This is a genomic window from Clostridium sp. 16K-1-R1 (assembly GCF_023921145.1).
Classification (GTDB): domain Bacteria; phylum Bacillota; class Clostridia; order Clostridiales; family Clostridiaceae; genus Sarcina; species Sarcina perfringens.
Genome location: NZ_CP046515.1, coordinates 1,034,354 through 1,049,876, shown reverse-complemented (window position 1 = coordinate 1,049,876; position 15,523 = coordinate 1,034,354). Strand labels below are relative to the sequence as shown.

Below are 15,523 nucleotides of genomic sequence, written 5' to 3'. Positions count from 1 at the left end.
TCTTATAAGTAGAGTTATTAATTAACTTAATTTCTTTTATGTAATCTTAAGAAATCATCTTTTAATATCTATATCTATTATATCCACCAAATGAAGTATTATCTTTATCAAACCAAGAATCTAAAAGTTCAAACCAGTTACCAACTTTATTTATTTTTGAATCTAATCCATCTTTACACCATGCTAGTTTTCCATATCCACTTCTTAATCTACAAGCATTAGTGTCTAAAGGATTGTACCATCTTTGAATAGCCCAATGTGGTATTGCTTGTCCTGAATATTGATCATAATAATTTCTATTACCATCAGGAAGGAAAATACTTATACCATTTTTACCTTCTTTGAAATTTTTAAACTCTTTTCCTCCAAATGAATATAAAATTAATTGGTCAACATTTTTCATAACATTCTTTGATAATTTTTTAGTTGTTTCATCAAATTCATTACTTAAGCTAATTTTTTCACATAAATCATATAAATCAAAATATGGATATTCAATCCATTCATATTCATCATATGCTTTAAAATAATGCATAGTTGGTGCATTTTTCCCTGTACCTCTTAAACTTTCAATAGCATCCTTTTTATTATTCTTACTTAAATTTCTAGCTAAAGCATCAACTGATTTTTTAACTTTTTCAATTTTTGAAAGATCGTAGCAACTTAGCTGTTGACTAGTTACTCCATAGCTATTTACAGAATCACGCTGCTCTTCTACAAATAATGCACCAAGTTCATTATTTGTAACAAGTGATGGATTAAATATTTTTTCTTTGCCTCCTAAAGTGGAATCAACTTCTCCATTTTCACCTTTAGTAGATCTTAAACGTGAAAATATTTTGTCATAAGGATATCCATTCCCCCAAACAACTGGAGATGATGCAACAAGTGTTTTTGCTTCAAAACTTCCATTATTAGGTCTATATTGATAAGCTACCTCTGAAGTTCCCATTAAACAAGCATCAAATACTAAAACATCAACAGATTCATCTTTAGTAAGTACATCTGAAAACTCTCCAGTATAAAGACAATCTTTGTTGTTACTATCATCCCAGCATATTGCCTTATTTACAGTACTAGCTATATCTTTATCATCCTTGGCCCCACCACCATGGTTAGACATGATTAACATATACTTATCCGCTTCATAGTTCTTTTTACAGAATTTAATGAATTTTTTTAAAGTATTTGCATCTCCCATGTTAGCTTCATAATTACTTGTAGTAGTTATCTCTGGAAATTCACTTTTTCCACTAATTCTTTCAGCAGAATTTTCACCTATTTTATAAAGTCTTGTGTCTTCAAAATTAGAACCTAACACTTTTGAATCGTTAGAATAACCAGGAATTCTATCAACTAATACTATAATATTTAGATTAGGATTATTTTTATAACCCTCTTTCATTTCTTCAATATCATTAAGTATGTACTCTTCTAGGTTATTATCACAATCAGCATATACCATAACCGTTAGTTTTTTATCACCTTCAGTTTTTTCAGCCTCTTTAATTTTCTCTGATACAGTTTTATGCTTGTGTCTTGGAGCAGCACTTACTGTTGAAGCTCCTCCTAATAGAACGCTACCAATGGTAATAGTAGCCATCAATAATGATAACTTTTTCTTAAACATATACATCCCCCTCTGAAAATTAACATTAAGTTAACATTAAGTTAATACTAATTTAATATTAATTTAATATATGAAATTTTCAATACAATTTGCATAACTGGTCAAAATTTATACATAACTGGTTATAATAATCTATTATTTAAGTTTATAAATATACAAAAAGTATTTAATTTTTCGGGAATATTATGAACAGCTATTAGTTCATATAACAATTCCAATTCTTTCATTCCTTAATATTAAAAATTATACAATCGCAATTATTTACATTTTATTTACACTTATGATATAATCAACCAAATAGGAGGTTGATTATATGTATTACTTTAAAGAATTTACTTACACTTCAAGTAGTTTTCTTATCTTATTAATTATTTATTTAATAAAAGTTTATCCTTCTTATGCCATGGCTAAGAAGGCCAATTTAAAAAATCCTTGGATGATGCTTATACCAATCCTCGGTGAATTACAAATGTTTCACCTAGCTGGTATGTCTTATTGGTATTTTATTCTTACATTTATACCAATTTTAAATATTATTATTACTATAATTGTACTTTATAAAATTTTTAAAAATTTTGGATTCGGATTACTTTCTACAATCATAGGAATAATATTTGCACTTATAGCATTCTGGTATATAGTCCTATCTGATAGAAAGTTTGTAGGATCCATACCTTGGGAATATCAAAATGAATTAGTAGGGTAAATTGCCCTGCTTTTTTTATTCAACTTTAACCCCTCTCCTATAACCTCCGTAGAACCTTCTATATATTAACACACAATATAACTATCATTTTTCTCCATAAAAACCTCATGAACGCTATTTTTAGTTAATAGATGATGGAGCCTTGTTTAATCTTCTAGTAACTTTATTTTAGGTTTATCAAAAAAACTTATTTGATTATTTATCATATATTTCACTTCTCTTAATTTCTAAATTTAGATAAAAAAATACCGCATATCCAATATAGAATAATACGGTATAAATAATTCTTTATTTATTAAAGTTCTTATCTATTTTATCTATAACAGTATATGTGCAAAAATAACAGTTGATATTGTAGCCCATCCTATAATCATTATTCCTGCATCTTTACCATTGAGTATGCTTCCTAAAACAAAAAAAATGCAAATACTATAAATATTGCTAATCCAATTGACTTAAAAATCATCTTAAACAATTCCCAATCCCCCATTTATATATGTAATATTTTGTAAATCATATCATTATAATCCATATACTTCAATAGTCTTAATTAGTTATCTAATTGGCTATTATAGTATCTCCTATTGGGAAAATTATGCTAACTTCTGTTCCTTCATTCTCTTTTGAAGTTATTTTTAAGCCTAAGCCTAATTTATCACAAAGATTTTTGCATAGGTATAATCCCATACCTGTAGACTTGGTAAATCTTCTTCCATTTTCTCCAGTAAAGCCTTTTTCAAAAACTCTACCTAAGTCTTTATTAGGTATTCCAACACCATTATCTTTTATTCTAAGAGTTATGCTGTTTTTAGATTTATTTACAAATATTTTGACTCTACTATTTTTAGCACTATATTTTATTGCGTTATTTATAACTTGATTTATTATAAATTCAACCCATTTTTCATCACTATAAACATTGTAATCTAAATCCTCTAAGTCTATAGCTATTCTTTTGTTTATGAAATCCCTAGAATTTTTCTTAATTACATTTCTTACACTTTTCCCTAAGGAAAATTCTTTTACAATATAATCTTTGCTAACATCTGTACTTCTAGCATAATATAAAGCTTGATCTATATATTCTTCAATTTTCTTTATTTCCTTTTTGATATTTTCACTAGACTCACTTTCATTATTTTCTAAAATAAGCCTAGTGGAAGCTATTGGAGTTTTTATCTCATGAACCCATGTTTCTATATATTCTCTATATTCTTTTTGCTCCAGTATATATTTTTTAACATGCTCATGCATATCTTTGTCAGTTTCTTTTAAAACCTCATATAAAAATTTGCCATGATAGAAATTTGGCTCTTCTATTACCTCAGGTAATAGGTACTTTCTGTCTAATTTATCTAAAGTAATGCTTATGTTATCATAAAATTTTTTACTCTTGTAAAAATCTAAAATTATATATGTAAAAAGAGGAATAAACCAAAAGCATCCAATTAAAAATATTATTCCTGAACCAACATTGCCTATGAACAATAAAACTGCTATAGTAGCAAAAATTATAAAGTTTACAATTAAAAAGAATATTTTTTCCTCAAAGTAATCCCTTAGTTTCATGGCATAATATACCCTAATCCCCTTCTAGTTTCTATAGCACCTTTTACTCCAACCTCTTCTAATTTTTTTCTAAGTCTAGTTACATTTACTGAAAGTGTGTTATCATCTACAAAAATATCTGAGTTCCACATATAATCCATAAGATCTTCCCTTGAAACAACATTTCCTTTATTTTTTAAAAGATGTGATAATATCTTAAGTTCATTTTTAGTTAACTCTTCTTCTTTTCCTCTGCAAGAAATTGTTCCATTAGATAAATTAAGCTTTAAATCACCATATGTTAAAACTTCTTGCTCTGATAAAGAATAGGTTCTTCTAAGTAATGAGGCTATTCTAGCTAATAAAACTTGAGTATTATAAGGCTTTGTTATAAAATCATCAGCTCCTAAATTCATGCTCATAATTTCATCCATATCACTATCTCTACTTGTAACTATTATTATAGGCACATTAGAATCTTTTCTTATTTCTCTACAAATATGATATCCATCAAAATAAGGTAAGTTTATATCTAATAGGATTAAATCTGAATTATTTTCTTTAACATACTCTAATATATTTTCAAAATCTGTTGGAGCTAAAACTTCATATCCATATCTAGTAAGAAGTTTTGTAAGTTCTTCTCTTATGGTATCTGTGTCTTCAATTATAAGAATTCTCTTCATACTAACCAGTCCTTCCATTATAATTAATTTCATAATATTCTTTCTTAACAGATAAAATTTTAAAGCTATATATTAAGCTTTCTTAAAGTATTACGATTTTATTGTCTTTAATTTATTATATAAAAAAAACTGTATTAAAGCACTTTTTAATTTAAGTTACCTAATACAGTCATAATGAAAAATACTATTAATTACACAATATAGTTTCTATAAATTTTTAATCTATAAATTATACAAGATGTGCTTCCTTTTAATATGTTTGATATTGCAATGCTCCACCAAACTCCATTTATCCCTAAAAACTTTACTAAAACTAAGGCCATAGGAATTCTTAACATAGTAAAGATTATACTTATGGCTGATGGTATTTTAGGAAGTCCTAATCCTGAGAATACCCCATTTGATATCATCTCAAAACTACTAAATATCTGAACTATTCCAAGTACTCTTAAATAACTGCTTCCAATTATTATTGTAGCCTCATCCTTAACAAATAATCCTACTAATAATCCTGGAATACAAATAAATAAGGCTGAAACAAGTACTGAGTATATAGCTCCTAAAAGCAAGGCTTTCTTATACCCTTCATTTACTCTATTTAGTTTCTTTGCTCCATAATTTTGTCCTGTAAATCCTGCTATAGCCCCGTTTAATCCTCCAATTACCATAAAGCTTACAGATTCTATTTGAAGCCCTATTTTCTGAGCTGCTATAGCATCTGCTCCAAAGCTAGCTATAATTCTAGCTAATATAATATTCACTAAGGTAAAAAGTACCCTTTGAGATGCCATAGGAAATCCTAATCTAGCTATTTCTCTTACTTTTTCATAGTTTATTTTCTTTTTTAAATCTATTTTAAATATTCCTTTTCCATAATATATATACATAAAAAACATAAGTATATTGGCAAGTAAGGTTGCCACTGCTGCTCCAAAAACACCAAGTTTAAAGGTATATATTAATATTGGATCTAATATCATATTTAAAATTATACCTGTAGCACTTATTTTTAAAGCTAATTTATTATTACCAAAGCTAGCTAATATTCTAGTAAAAAGATAATTAAAAAAGCTAAAAAATAATACTGGAGCACTTACAGCTAAATATATATAAGAATCTCTTTCAACTAAGGGATCATTTAAATTTAAAAATCCTATGAATCCTTTTCCAAAAACCACTAATACTAATGCATATATTAGTCCTATAAGAAAATTCATTATAATACCATTTCTTATATAATCCTCTGTCTCTATTTCATTTTTTCTCCCTACTTCATGAGAAACCTTAATTCCAGTTCCCGTAACTACTAAGGCATTTATAGAATATCCTAGTCCTAAAAAAAAGCTTGAAGAGCCAATACTAGCCACTGCACTACTTCCAAGACCTCCAACCCAAAACATATCTATAAGCCCATAAGCAAACTGAAGGAATGAACTTCCCATAATAGGAAGAGCTAAGGTGGTAAGGACACTTAGTACCTTACCCTTGGTTAAATCTATTTTCTTCATTTACCCTTTCTCCTATTTAAATTTGCCCATTTTTTATACGACTTACTAAATCTTCTACCTTTTCTTTTATTTTATCTCTTGTGTATATAAACTCTTCATCACTCTTTCCACTTGGATCCTCCAACCCCCAATCTTCCCTATGCTTGCAAGGTAATGTTGGACAGGAAACATTACATCCCATAGTTATAACTATATCCACCTCTGGAATTTCTCTTAATAATTTTGGTTTTTGAGTTAATTCCATATCCACTCCAATTTCTTTCATTATTCTAGCAGCATCTTGATTTATTTTATCTCTTTCCTCAGTACCTGCGGAATAACTTTCAAAGACATTTAATCCTAGTATTTTCCCAAAGGCTTCTGCCATTTGTGATCTACAAGAATTGTGTACACATATAAAGGCTACTTTTTTCATAATTCTTCTCCTTTTACTAAACTATTTTTCATAATAAACTAATATCTTTTTAAACATTTTAATTCTAATTAACTTAAACTAAGTTTCACCATTTATCATATTTCCTAAATAATTCATACTAATCTAAGCATGTTATTATTTCCATAAAAAATAATATAGATTTATTTGCATTATTTAAATTTAAACTATAATGATTCCAAGTTCCTTCTTTTCTACATTTAACAAGTCCACATTCACTTAAAATCTTCATGTGATGTGATAAGGTAGATTGAGATATATCGAAAAACTTCAATATTTCACAAGCACACTTTTCTCCACTTGATAACAAATCTATTATTTTTAATCTATTTGAATCTCCCAAAGCTTTAAAAACCCTTGAATTTATTTCAAACTTATCCTCCATATTTCTTCACTTCCTAATACTAAAACTTTTTATAACTATATTTCATTATAATTATATATCGACAATTGTCAATGTTATATATTTTGAACTTAGGGATAATCCTCAAAATATATTTATAGTTTTTATTTCATTTTTAAATCTCCAATTTAAAAACAACTAAAAAAGGTTGCAAAGTTAAATTAACTTATACAACCTTTTTATTTCTTCTTTTATGGATTTTTTAGAAAAAAGATTACTAGGAGTTATTATCTCTGACACATTATATAAACTGTTGTTTCCTTATTTATTGAATATAAATGAACTTGTCTTACTTGATTATGAAGCATTACCTATGGTGGTATTTACTTATTTTGTAGTTACATTTTTTATTATCTTCTATGCATAATTCCTTTAGAACTATTTAATAATACTTCTACATACTTCTTATTCATATAAGGTAAATTTATTTCCTCTGAATTTTCACTATAATAATCAATTACAATTTTGCCTATATTATTTTTTTCTTGTATGGGATTTGTATTAAAGCCTACAGCTTGTATGTCCTTCCCCTTAAGAATATGTATTGTTCTAAAGAATCCTCCTGTTACTGCACGAACTTTATTTTCCTCAATCTTAAGATTTATATTTCTTCCTTTTAAAATTGATGAAGGAATTGTTATAAGACTAATTATATTAATAAGCAATACCCATTTTACTTTTAATATTAAATAGGCTACTAAAGATATAATAAATACTATTAAAACTGGTTTTAGAATCATAAATATCTTTCCATGTCTTATTCCTTCTCCATCACCTTCTATGCTCCACTGAGGTATAAATTCTCTTATTATATTTTGAACTTCTTTGTCATTTCCTATGGGATACATTATTATCTGCTCTTTTCCTTCTCCAGAATAGCCTTTTATAACTACATTTATTTCATATCTTTTTAAAAGTTGTCTTAAAGGATTTGATTTTAATTTTATAAGCTTTATGCTATTTTCCTTAAAAGAAAATTCCTTTGTGCTAAAGAATCCATATTTTATTTTTATATTTTCTCCTTCTTTTAAAAGGGTAAAATTATAATATTTTATAAAATAATATACTGTAGCTATGGCTTTTAATATAATTAAAGCTACGATTAATCCAACTATTGCAAATATAATCCCTATTTTTGAAGCCTCATTTGCAATATATCCATTTATAACACTATCAACATACTCTGAATTTATAAACTTTTCAATCTTACCCCAAGCATTAAATATGAAAATAATAGCTATAAATAAATTAAAGCTTGTAAATCCATATAAAATTAAATCTTTATTGCTTATTTTCTTTTCTTTAATATTTACTTTTTCACTCTTATTTATATGTACCTTTTTGCTCTCATTTATATTTTCCCTATTATTTAAATTACTATCATAATCCTCTTTTAACTTTTCAAATTCAGAATCTACAAAACTTTCCCTAAATATATTCTCCTTTAAGTCAAAGCCTTCACTTACTTCATTATTAAGCTCTTTATTAAATTCTTTATTAGTTCCAAAGGCAAAACTCTTAAGCAAAGCTATATCTTCATTACTTAAGCTCATTTTAATATCTTCTTCTCCAACCTCTCTAGAGGGACTTTCAATTTTTACAATCTTATATCCTAAAATTCTCTCTATTAAATTTTGAGAAATATCCATAGATTTAAAACTCTTCTTTGGAATTATTGTAGTATTTTTAGAAAAAACTCCCTTATGATAATGAGCTTCATCTCCTTTTAAAAGCATATACTCTTTCTTCCAACTAAGAATTGAAATTGCAATTCCTAAAAGTACTAAAACTATTATTAAGATGTAAACCCATTGTTTTAAAAATACTACAAATATAAGACCTAATCCAAAATCACTTATCATTCCCTTAACTATATTATAAAGTAGACTTCTTACACTATTTTTTATTTCCCTGTTATTAAGGCTCTCTTTTTCATAATTACATTGACTTATTTCTTTATTAGCTAATTTTTCATTCATAATTATGCCTAAAGCTCCTCTCTAACGTTTTCATTAATCTTAATCCTTAAAAACTCTCTAATCTTTTCAACTTCCTCTTTATCAAGATTAGGAATCTTATAGCTTCCCCCAGCAGTTCCTATTTTTACATCTGCCAAATTAAACTTTCTATTTACTGGCCCTTCACTTAAGTTTATATTCTGAATTCTAACTATAGGAATAGTCACACTTTTTTTGAAAAAAACTCCCTCAGTGAAGAATATCTCTTCTTCATCTATTCTGTAACTCCACTGTTTGTATTCAAAAAAAGGCTCAATATAAGCGCTTAAAGCTGTTATCCCTAGAATTATAAAGCTTAAAATATTCACTATTTTCATGTGATTATTCAAAATATAATCTGCCCATTGAATATCCATCTTAGGTAAAACAAATATAATTCCTAAGTAAATAATCACTAATACAATTAACCCTATTGTTCTCCCTAAAATCCATGACTTAATAGCTTTATTGCTTAGCTTTTTGTCCATTAGTCCATCCCCCATTCAAATTTTGTTAACTTTTCCTTAAAATATCATAATTAGTCTTATTAAGTCAATTTAAAACCTAAGAATTAAGCAAAGTTTAAGAAAGAATCTATTGTAATATAAAAAATCACTTTCCTAAGTATTTATATAGAAGCTTTTTTCTTCTATCTACCTAAGAAAGTGATTAAACTCTATCTTTTTGTCTTTTAAATATAAATATTAAATATAATATTGTGCTTGAGCACTATACATAGCTTCATACTCATTGCCTTTATCTTTTACAAGTTCATCATGAGTTCCATATTGAATAAGTTTTCCTTTTTGAAATACTGCTATGTTATCACAAAATCTACAGCTAGATAATCTGTGAGAAATATATATTGTTGTCTTTTTTCCTATAAGTTCATTAAACTTACTATATATTTCATACTCAGCTTTTGGATCTAAAGCTGCCGTTGGCTCATCAAGGATTACTATTGGTGCATCCTTATAAACTGCTCTAGCTATGGCTAATTTCTGTGCTTGTCCTCCTGAAAACTCTATTCCACCTTCATCAAAGTTTTTATATACAGGAGTATTTATTCCCTTTGGTAACTTTTCTAAGTCTTTTCCAAAGCCACTCTTTATTAGAACCTCTTCTATTTCCTCATCCTTAACCTTATTAAAATCATTTAAAGCTATATTTTCCTTAATTGAAAAGGACATTAGTTTAAAATCTTGAAATACTACTGATAGAAGTTTCATATATTCATCATAATCATATTCATTTATATTAACTCCATTTAATAAAATTTCACCTTCTGTTGGCTCATAAAGCCTTGCTAAAAGCTTTATAAAAGTAGTTTTTCCAGCACCATTTAATCCAACTACTGATAACTTTTCACCCTCATTTATTTTTATTGAAACATTTTTTAAGGTGAATTCTTTACTTCTTGGGTATTTAAAGGATACATTTTTAAATTCAATATTAACCTTTTCTAAGCTTCCAATCTTCTTACCTTCTTTATTATGTTTAGATTCTATATTTTCAAATTCCACAAAGGCTTGAAGATATCTACACATTTGTCTTACCATTACATAACTTCTAAAAAGATTAGATATGGAGTTACTAAAATTTATAGCAGCATTAGTGTACATTGTAAAGTCTCCAATTCCTATACTATTTATTAAAACTCTATAAGCTATATATCCATAAACTATAATCATTTGAAATTGTAATACTATTTCATTGAATCCTTCATACTTACCTGATTTGCTAAACATCTTAATAAATGCATTGGTGCTATTTATATTAAAGTCATTTAATTTCTTTACAAATAAAGGAGCTACATTATAAAGTCTTATATCTTTACCTGCTGAAAAATCATTTATTGTATTAATATAATATCCAAACTCCCTATTTAGTGGAATTAAGGAATCAAAAAATTTATGCTGTAACCTTTGAGATTTCTTATACATAAATGAACTTAAGAGAACAATTAAAATTATTAGGGCTATAATAATCCAATCTAGGGTTAAAATAAGACCTATTAATCCAATTACTTTAAATATCTCTGTTAATCCCTTAGATATATTGTAGGTAAGTTGCCAAATAGCTCCCTGATTTCTTATGGGAAATAAGGCTCTTTCCTTTAAGTTTAAAATCTCTGGATCTTCAATATTTTCAAAATCCAAGTCCATAACTTTCTTTCCTATAAGCAAATCAAAACCTGCTACTACCTCTTCATTTTTAATATTACATTTTTTATCTAAAACTCTATTTATTAAGTTTAATACTCCATTACCTATTACAGTTAATAAAACTAATATAATAAGAACCTTTATTCTTCTAGCTACTAAAAGTTCATCTATAATATACTTTGGCATTATTATATTTAAGAAAGGAACTGCTGCTGCAAATAAAGATGAAAAGAATAATGTTGGTATATAGGTCTTTGATATTCCATGAGCTAATTTTAAGAAATGCTTTATTATATATAAATCACTTGTGTACTTTTCTTTATTCTCCATTATGCTAAAGCCCCACTTTCTTCTTTATAATATTGTGCTTGTATATTAAACATATCACTATACTTGCCATTTTTCTTTAATAATTCCTCATGAGTTCCATACTCAACAATCTCACCATTTTCAAAGAAGGCTATAACATCGCAAAACTTTGTACTTGCAAGTCTATGAGATATATAAATTGCTGTTTTATCTCCAATTAGCTCGTCAAATCCCTTATAAATATTATATTCTGCTACAGCATCTAAAGCTGAGGTTGCTTCATCTAAGATTACTATTTTTCCATTTTTATATAAGGCTCTAGCTAGGGCTAACTTTTGATTTTCTCCTCCTGATAATTCAACCCCTTCTCCATCTAAAATTTTTAAAAGAGAGGTATCTATTCCCTTTTGAAGAGAATTTATTTTTTCTCCTACTCCAGCCTTTTCTATGCAATGTAAAACTTTTTCTCTATCAACATCTTCTAAATTCTCTAATGAAACATTTTCTGCCACAGTAAATGCAAAGGTTTTAATATCTTGGAACACTACTGATAAGATTTTATAATATTCTTCCTTAGAAAAGCTTTGTATATTTATCCCATTTATTAAAATCTCTCCGCTTGTTGGCTCATAAAGTCTACATAAAAGCTTAACAAAGGTTGTTTTACCTGCTCCATTAATTCCAACAATAGCAAGTCTTTGCCCCTTTTTAATCTTTAATGAAAGATTTTTATAAATATATTTATCTGTTTTTGGATATTTAAATGATACATTTTTAAATTCTATTTCATAAGAACTATCAATAGGTATATCCCTAGTTTTTTCTTTATCTTCACTCTTAATTTCTAAAAACTCTCTCATATCATCTAAATACATATTTTGTGCCTTAATATGTGCTAAGTCATCTAATATACCTTTCATCCAATCTCCAAAGCCATTTATTGTTGAAAAATACATTGTGAAATCCCCTATGCCCATTCCAGTAAAAAGCACATTATATATTAAATATCCATAAACTACACATTCTCTTATTACAAGAAGTACTACATCAACAATCTTAACATTTAATTGTTTTCCTTGGACGTCCCTAGATATATCTATTCTCTCTCCCCTAAATTTCTTAAATTTTTCAATGAGTATATTTTTTAAGTCATATATTCTTATGTCTTTACCATAGGCAAAATCATACATTGTATCAAAGACATAGAAAGTTCTTCTATCCTTATCAGCAGCCTTTTCTTTTTGGCTATACTCATACTTTTTAACCCTCATAGTTAAAGCATAGCTTATTAAAACATTTATTATTAAAAATAATAAAATCCATGGACTTAAAAATAATACTATAGATATATATCCCACAAAGGCAGTTAACTTTCCAAAGAGTCCTAAAATTGTGTGATATACTCCTTCAACCCCTGTATTATTACTCATAACTGCATTCATAACACTTTTTATTTTATTTAGAACCTCAGGATCTTCCGTATTTTTAAAATCCATTTTCATTATTTTCTCACTTATCATGGTCATATAGTCACATCTAATTTTAGTAACCCTAGGACTATATACACATCTAAGCCAAGCTATAGAGTAGTTCATAACTGAAGATAAAAGAAAAAATCCAATTAAAGTCATTAAGATTATTTCTACTCTTCTCTGTCCTAATAGCTCATCAATCAAAAATTTTGGTAAAAAAATTCCTAGAAAAGGTGAAATAGATGCCAAAATAGTATAAACACCACATTGCGCAAACAAAACCTTATCCTGACTCCAAGCATATCCCATAATATACTTGAGATTACTTAAAAGAGTACCCTTTTTCTTATTACCCCTCATAAATTCCATCTCATAATTCCAATTAAACCCACTTATTTCTCATCTTTAGCTCTAATTTATTAAACTATATTTTTTAACCCTCTCCTTTACCCTATCTAAATTTATTTTTTGTACTACCACAGCAATTTCATCTAAGTCTATCTCCTTTCCTTCACTAACTAAATAATAAAAACAAACCCCTAACTTTCTTTTTATTATTAAGATCATTTCTTCTTCAATTCTTCCATATTCCTTTTTTAAAGCAAGTGATATATCCCTTGCCTCATCTCCATTAATGATTCCACTTAATATTAAATCCTTATATATTAATAAAGAAAATAAGCTAATCTCATTATAATTTTCTTCTCTTCCAGAAAAATCCTCAAACATATTTAATACAGTTTCTGAAACAATATTATGCTCTAATATATAACTTCTTTTTAAATATACATTTTTAATAGAATTATTTGAAAATCTTTCTGCTAATTCATCTAATGAAGCCTCATCTTTAAGCTCTATTATGTTGTTTATCCTAGCTATAATTTTTTCTTTAGGGAAAAAGGTCTCTTGTCCAGTAGAAACACTCTTTTTTATAAACCACTCTTCTGGAATTAAATTTTTTCTTTTCCATCTATATAATTGTCCATATGATATATTCATCAGGACTAATAAATCTTTTTTTGAAATTAATTCTTCATGCATACTTTCTCACCTACTATGCTTTTTTCATCTGTTATATTCAATTCTCCTGTATATTCTATTTTTCCTATTTCACATCCTCTCCCTATAGTAATATTCTCACCCCTAACAATCTTACATTTAGTATTTTCTAGAGTAATTTTATCACCTTCAATAATATCACAATTTATAAAACCATCTGAAGAGAAAGAAAACTTTAAAAACATAAACTTTTTCTTCTGTTCAGATTTAATAGTAATTTCTTCCCCACCAATTTCTTTTATATATGACTCTCCTTCTGGTACTATATTTATCTTATCTGCAGCTAAAAGTTCATTTATTCTTATATAGCCAAAGCTATTAAACTCTTCACCTTCACAATTCCCATTTATTTCACAACTTCCTCTAGAAATCATATTTTCAAAACTTACATTTCCACTAATGGAACTTCCTCCATTCAATATAATTTCCTTTCCTGTTAAATCTTCTTTAAATATCCCTGATCCATTTACTTTTAATATATCACTTGACTTTACTGTTCCATTACAAGACATACTACCTGAACATTTAATTTCTTTTGTAATTATATTTCCTTGAAAATCTCCACTTCCACTTACCTTAATATCATTAGCCTTTATATTTCCTAAAATTTGACCTGATCCTGCCACTTTAACATTATTATATTCTCCTTGTGATATACTTCCAGAACCTAATATCTTAACATCATTTAAATTCTCTTTATTTTCCATAAAACTAAATCCTCCTTTTATGAAATTAATTAGAAATCCTATTCAATTAATTTAAATCAAAATTTTCTCCTTAACCAAACTCTTTTCATCTATCTTAAACTCTCCTGAATATTCAATTCTCTCTATTGTACAATTTTTTCCTACAATTATATTCTTTCCTCTAACAACCTTTGCTCTAGTATTTTCAATCTCTATATTATCTCCTTCTATAAGGTTACAAGTCAGTTGATTTTTTTGTTTATAATTAAAAATCCATAATTTAAAATTATTATCTTTTCCAGATTTAATTTTTATATTTTCTCCACCAATTTCATTTATACTAGATTGTCCTATTAATCTTATATCAATATCATCTGCTGAAAGTAATCCATCAATTCTTAATTTGCCTTCGCCACAAATTTTTCTTCCTTCACAGTTATTTATGCATTTGATATATCCTCCAAATTCAAGTAAATCAAAATTTATTTCATTTAAACAAATAAAATAACCAGCAATATTTAACCTATTGGTAACTATATTCTTTTCACCTTTAAACCTTCCAGAAACCCCAATATTTTCAGTAGCATTCAAATTTCCTAAAGCTTTAAAAGAACCTGATATTACCATCTCCCTAAATTCCATATCTCCTAAAGCCTTTGCCATACCAGATACGTTAATATTATTAGCTTTAACATCCCCAATTACTTTTCCTCTACCAGATATATTTATATTGTTATAATCTCCACCTGTAACTTTTCCTGATCCAGATATATCTATATTATTAGACATTGTATCAACACTCCCTTCAATAAAACATTGTTACGTTGATATGTAAAATATAAAAAGATTTTTATTTTAATTTAAAGATTAATCAATAAATTAATGAAACATTGTTACGAACACTATAAAAAAATATAAACT

The 15,523-nt window shown here is 27.1% G+C and carries 14 protein-coding genes; 1 reads left to right on the top strand and 13 read right to left on the bottom strand.

From position 1 onward, the window contains the following. Positions 1–61: 61 nt before the first annotated feature. Positions 62–1,630, bottom strand: coding sequence for a clostripain (gene cloSI / locus GOM42_RS04560; protein ID WP_252597716.1), 1,569 nt, complete (start codon positions 1,628–1,630; stop codon positions 62–64). A gap of 313 nt (positions 1,631–1,943) precedes the next feature. Between cloSI and GOM42_RS04555 the strand changes: the two genes are divergently transcribed. Continuing rightward, on the top strand, positions 1,944–2,336 hold the full coding sequence (locus tag GOM42_RS04555; protein ID WP_078233468.1) for a DUF5684 domain-containing protein: 393 nt from the start codon (positions 1,944–1,946) through the stop codon (positions 2,334–2,336). A 558-nt stretch (positions 2,337–2,894) separates the two neighbouring features. Here GOM42_RS04555 and GOM42_RS04550 read toward each other — a convergent pair. The 12 genes from GOM42_RS04550 to GOM42_RS04495 form a co-directional block, all read right to left on the bottom strand. Next, on the bottom strand, positions 2,895–3,905 hold the full coding sequence (locus GOM42_RS04550; protein ID WP_078233467.1) for an ATP-binding protein: 1,011 nt from the start codon (positions 3,903–3,905) through the stop codon (positions 2,895–2,897). Next, positions 3,902–4,570 carry a response regulator transcription factor gene (locus GOM42_RS04545; protein ID WP_003449171.1) on the bottom strand — a complete coding sequence of 223 codons (669 nt, stop codon included), beginning with the start codon at positions 4,568–4,570 and terminating at the stop codon, positions 3,902–3,904. Before GOM42_RS04545 ends, GOM42_RS04550 begins: the two co-directional genes overlap by 4 nt. A gap of 191 nt (positions 4,571–4,761) precedes the next feature. Further along, entirely contained in the window at positions 4,762–6,078 is a 1,317-nt protein-coding gene (locus GOM42_RS04540; RefSeq protein WP_011590393.1) for an MATE family efflux transporter, read from the bottom strand. 16 nt (positions 6,079–6,094) lie between these two features. After that, on the bottom strand, positions 6,095–6,493 hold the full coding sequence (locus tag GOM42_RS04535) for an arsenate reductase ArsC (RefSeq protein ID WP_078233466.1): 399 nt from the start codon (positions 6,491–6,493) through the stop codon (positions 6,095–6,097). Positions 6,494–6,611: 118 nt separating this feature from the next. Continuing rightward, a complete protein-coding gene (locus GOM42_RS04530; RefSeq protein WP_003449190.1) occupies positions 6,612–6,896 on the bottom strand; it encodes a metalloregulator ArsR/SmtB family transcription factor in 285 nt (94 codons plus the stop codon). Positions 6,897–7,264: 368 nt separating this feature from the next. Next, positions 7,265–8,893 (bottom strand): PH domain-containing protein, encoded by a 1,629-nt coding sequence (locus tag GOM42_RS04525; RefSeq protein WP_078233465.1) that lies wholly within the window; start codon positions 8,891–8,893, stop codon positions 7,265–7,267. 8 nt (positions 8,894–8,901) lie between these two features. Further along, a complete protein-coding gene (locus tag GOM42_RS04520; RefSeq protein ID WP_078233464.1) occupies positions 8,902–9,399 on the bottom strand; it encodes a PH domain-containing protein in 498 nt (165 codons plus the stop codon). Positions 9,400–9,615: 216 nt separating this feature from the next. After that, positions 9,616–11,406, bottom strand: coding sequence for an ABC transporter ATP-binding protein (locus GOM42_RS04515; protein WP_078233463.1), 1,791 nt, complete (start codon positions 11,404–11,406; stop codon positions 9,616–9,618). Next, complete coding sequence (locus GOM42_RS04510; RefSeq protein WP_252597715.1) at positions 11,406–13,217, bottom strand: ABC transporter ATP-binding protein; 1,812 nt, start codon at positions 13,215–13,217, stop codon at positions 11,406–11,408. The genes GOM42_RS04515 and GOM42_RS04510 overlap by 1 nt, the downstream gene beginning before the upstream one ends. A 51-nt stretch (positions 13,218–13,268) precedes the next feature. Next, complete coding sequence (locus GOM42_RS04505) at positions 13,269–13,898, bottom strand: DUF4004 family protein (RefSeq protein WP_004457311.1); 630 nt, start codon at positions 13,896–13,898, stop codon at positions 13,269–13,271. Continuing rightward, complete coding sequence (locus GOM42_RS04500; protein ID WP_060794399.1) at positions 13,883–14,623, bottom strand: polymer-forming cytoskeletal protein; 741 nt, start codon at positions 14,621–14,623, stop codon at positions 13,883–13,885. Before GOM42_RS04500 ends, GOM42_RS04505 begins: the two co-directional genes overlap by 16 nt. Positions 14,624–14,674: 51 nt before the next feature. Beyond that, a complete protein-coding gene (locus GOM42_RS04495) occupies positions 14,675–15,391 on the bottom strand; it encodes a hypothetical protein (protein ID WP_060794400.1) in 717 nt (238 codons plus the stop codon). Between the last annotated feature and the right edge of the window lie 132 nt (positions 15,392–15,523).

Bases quoted from the DNA above. Each gene is read 5' to 3' on its own strand.
- cloSI (WP_252597716.1), bottom strand. From the start codon at position 1,630: ATGTTTAAGAAAAAGTTATCATTATTGATGGCTACTATTACCATTGGT.
- GOM42_RS04555 (WP_078233468.1), top strand. From the start codon at position 1,944: ATGTATTACTTTAAAGAATTTACTTACACTTCAAGTAGTTTTCTTATC.
- GOM42_RS04550 (WP_078233467.1), bottom strand. From the start codon at position 3,905: ATGAAACTAAGGGATTACTTTGAGGAAAAAATATTCTTTTTAATTGTA.
- GOM42_RS04545 (WP_003449171.1), bottom strand. From the start codon at position 4,570: ATGAAGAGAATTCTTATAATTGAAGACACAGATACCATAAGAGAAGAA.
- GOM42_RS04540 (WP_011590393.1), bottom strand. From the start codon at position 6,078: ATGAAGAAAATAGATTTAACCAAGGGTAAGGTACTAAGTGTCCTTACC.
- GOM42_RS04535 (WP_078233466.1), bottom strand. From the start codon at position 6,493: ATGAAAAAAGTAGCCTTTATATGTGTACACAATTCTTGTAGATCACAA.
- GOM42_RS04530 (WP_003449190.1), bottom strand. From the start codon at position 6,896: ATGGAGGATAAGTTTGAAATAAATTCAAGGGTTTTTAAAGCTTTGGGA.
- GOM42_RS04525 (WP_078233465.1), bottom strand. From the start codon at position 8,893: ATGAATGAAAAATTAGCTAATAAAGAAATAAGTCAATGTAATTATGAA.
- GOM42_RS04520 (WP_078233464.1), bottom strand. From the start codon at position 9,399: ATGGACAAAAAGCTAAGCAATAAAGCTATTAAGTCATGGATTTTAGGG.
- GOM42_RS04515 (WP_078233463.1), bottom strand. From the start codon at position 11,406: ATGGAGAATAAAGAAAAGTACACAAGTGATTTATATATAATAAAGCAT.
- GOM42_RS04510 (WP_252597715.1), bottom strand. From the start codon at position 13,217: ATGAGGGGTAATAAGAAAAAGGGTACTCTTTTAAGTAATCTCAAGTAT.
- GOM42_RS04505 (WP_004457311.1), bottom strand. From the start codon at position 13,898: ATGCATGAAGAATTAATTTCAAAAAAAGATTTATTAGTCCTGATGAAT.
- GOM42_RS04500 (WP_060794399.1), bottom strand. From the start codon at position 14,623: ATGGAAAATAAAGAGAATTTAAATGATGTTAAGATATTAGGTTCTGGA.
- GOM42_RS04495 (WP_060794400.1), bottom strand. From the start codon at position 15,391: ATGTCTAATAATATAGATATATCTGGATCAGGAAAAGTTACAGGTGGA.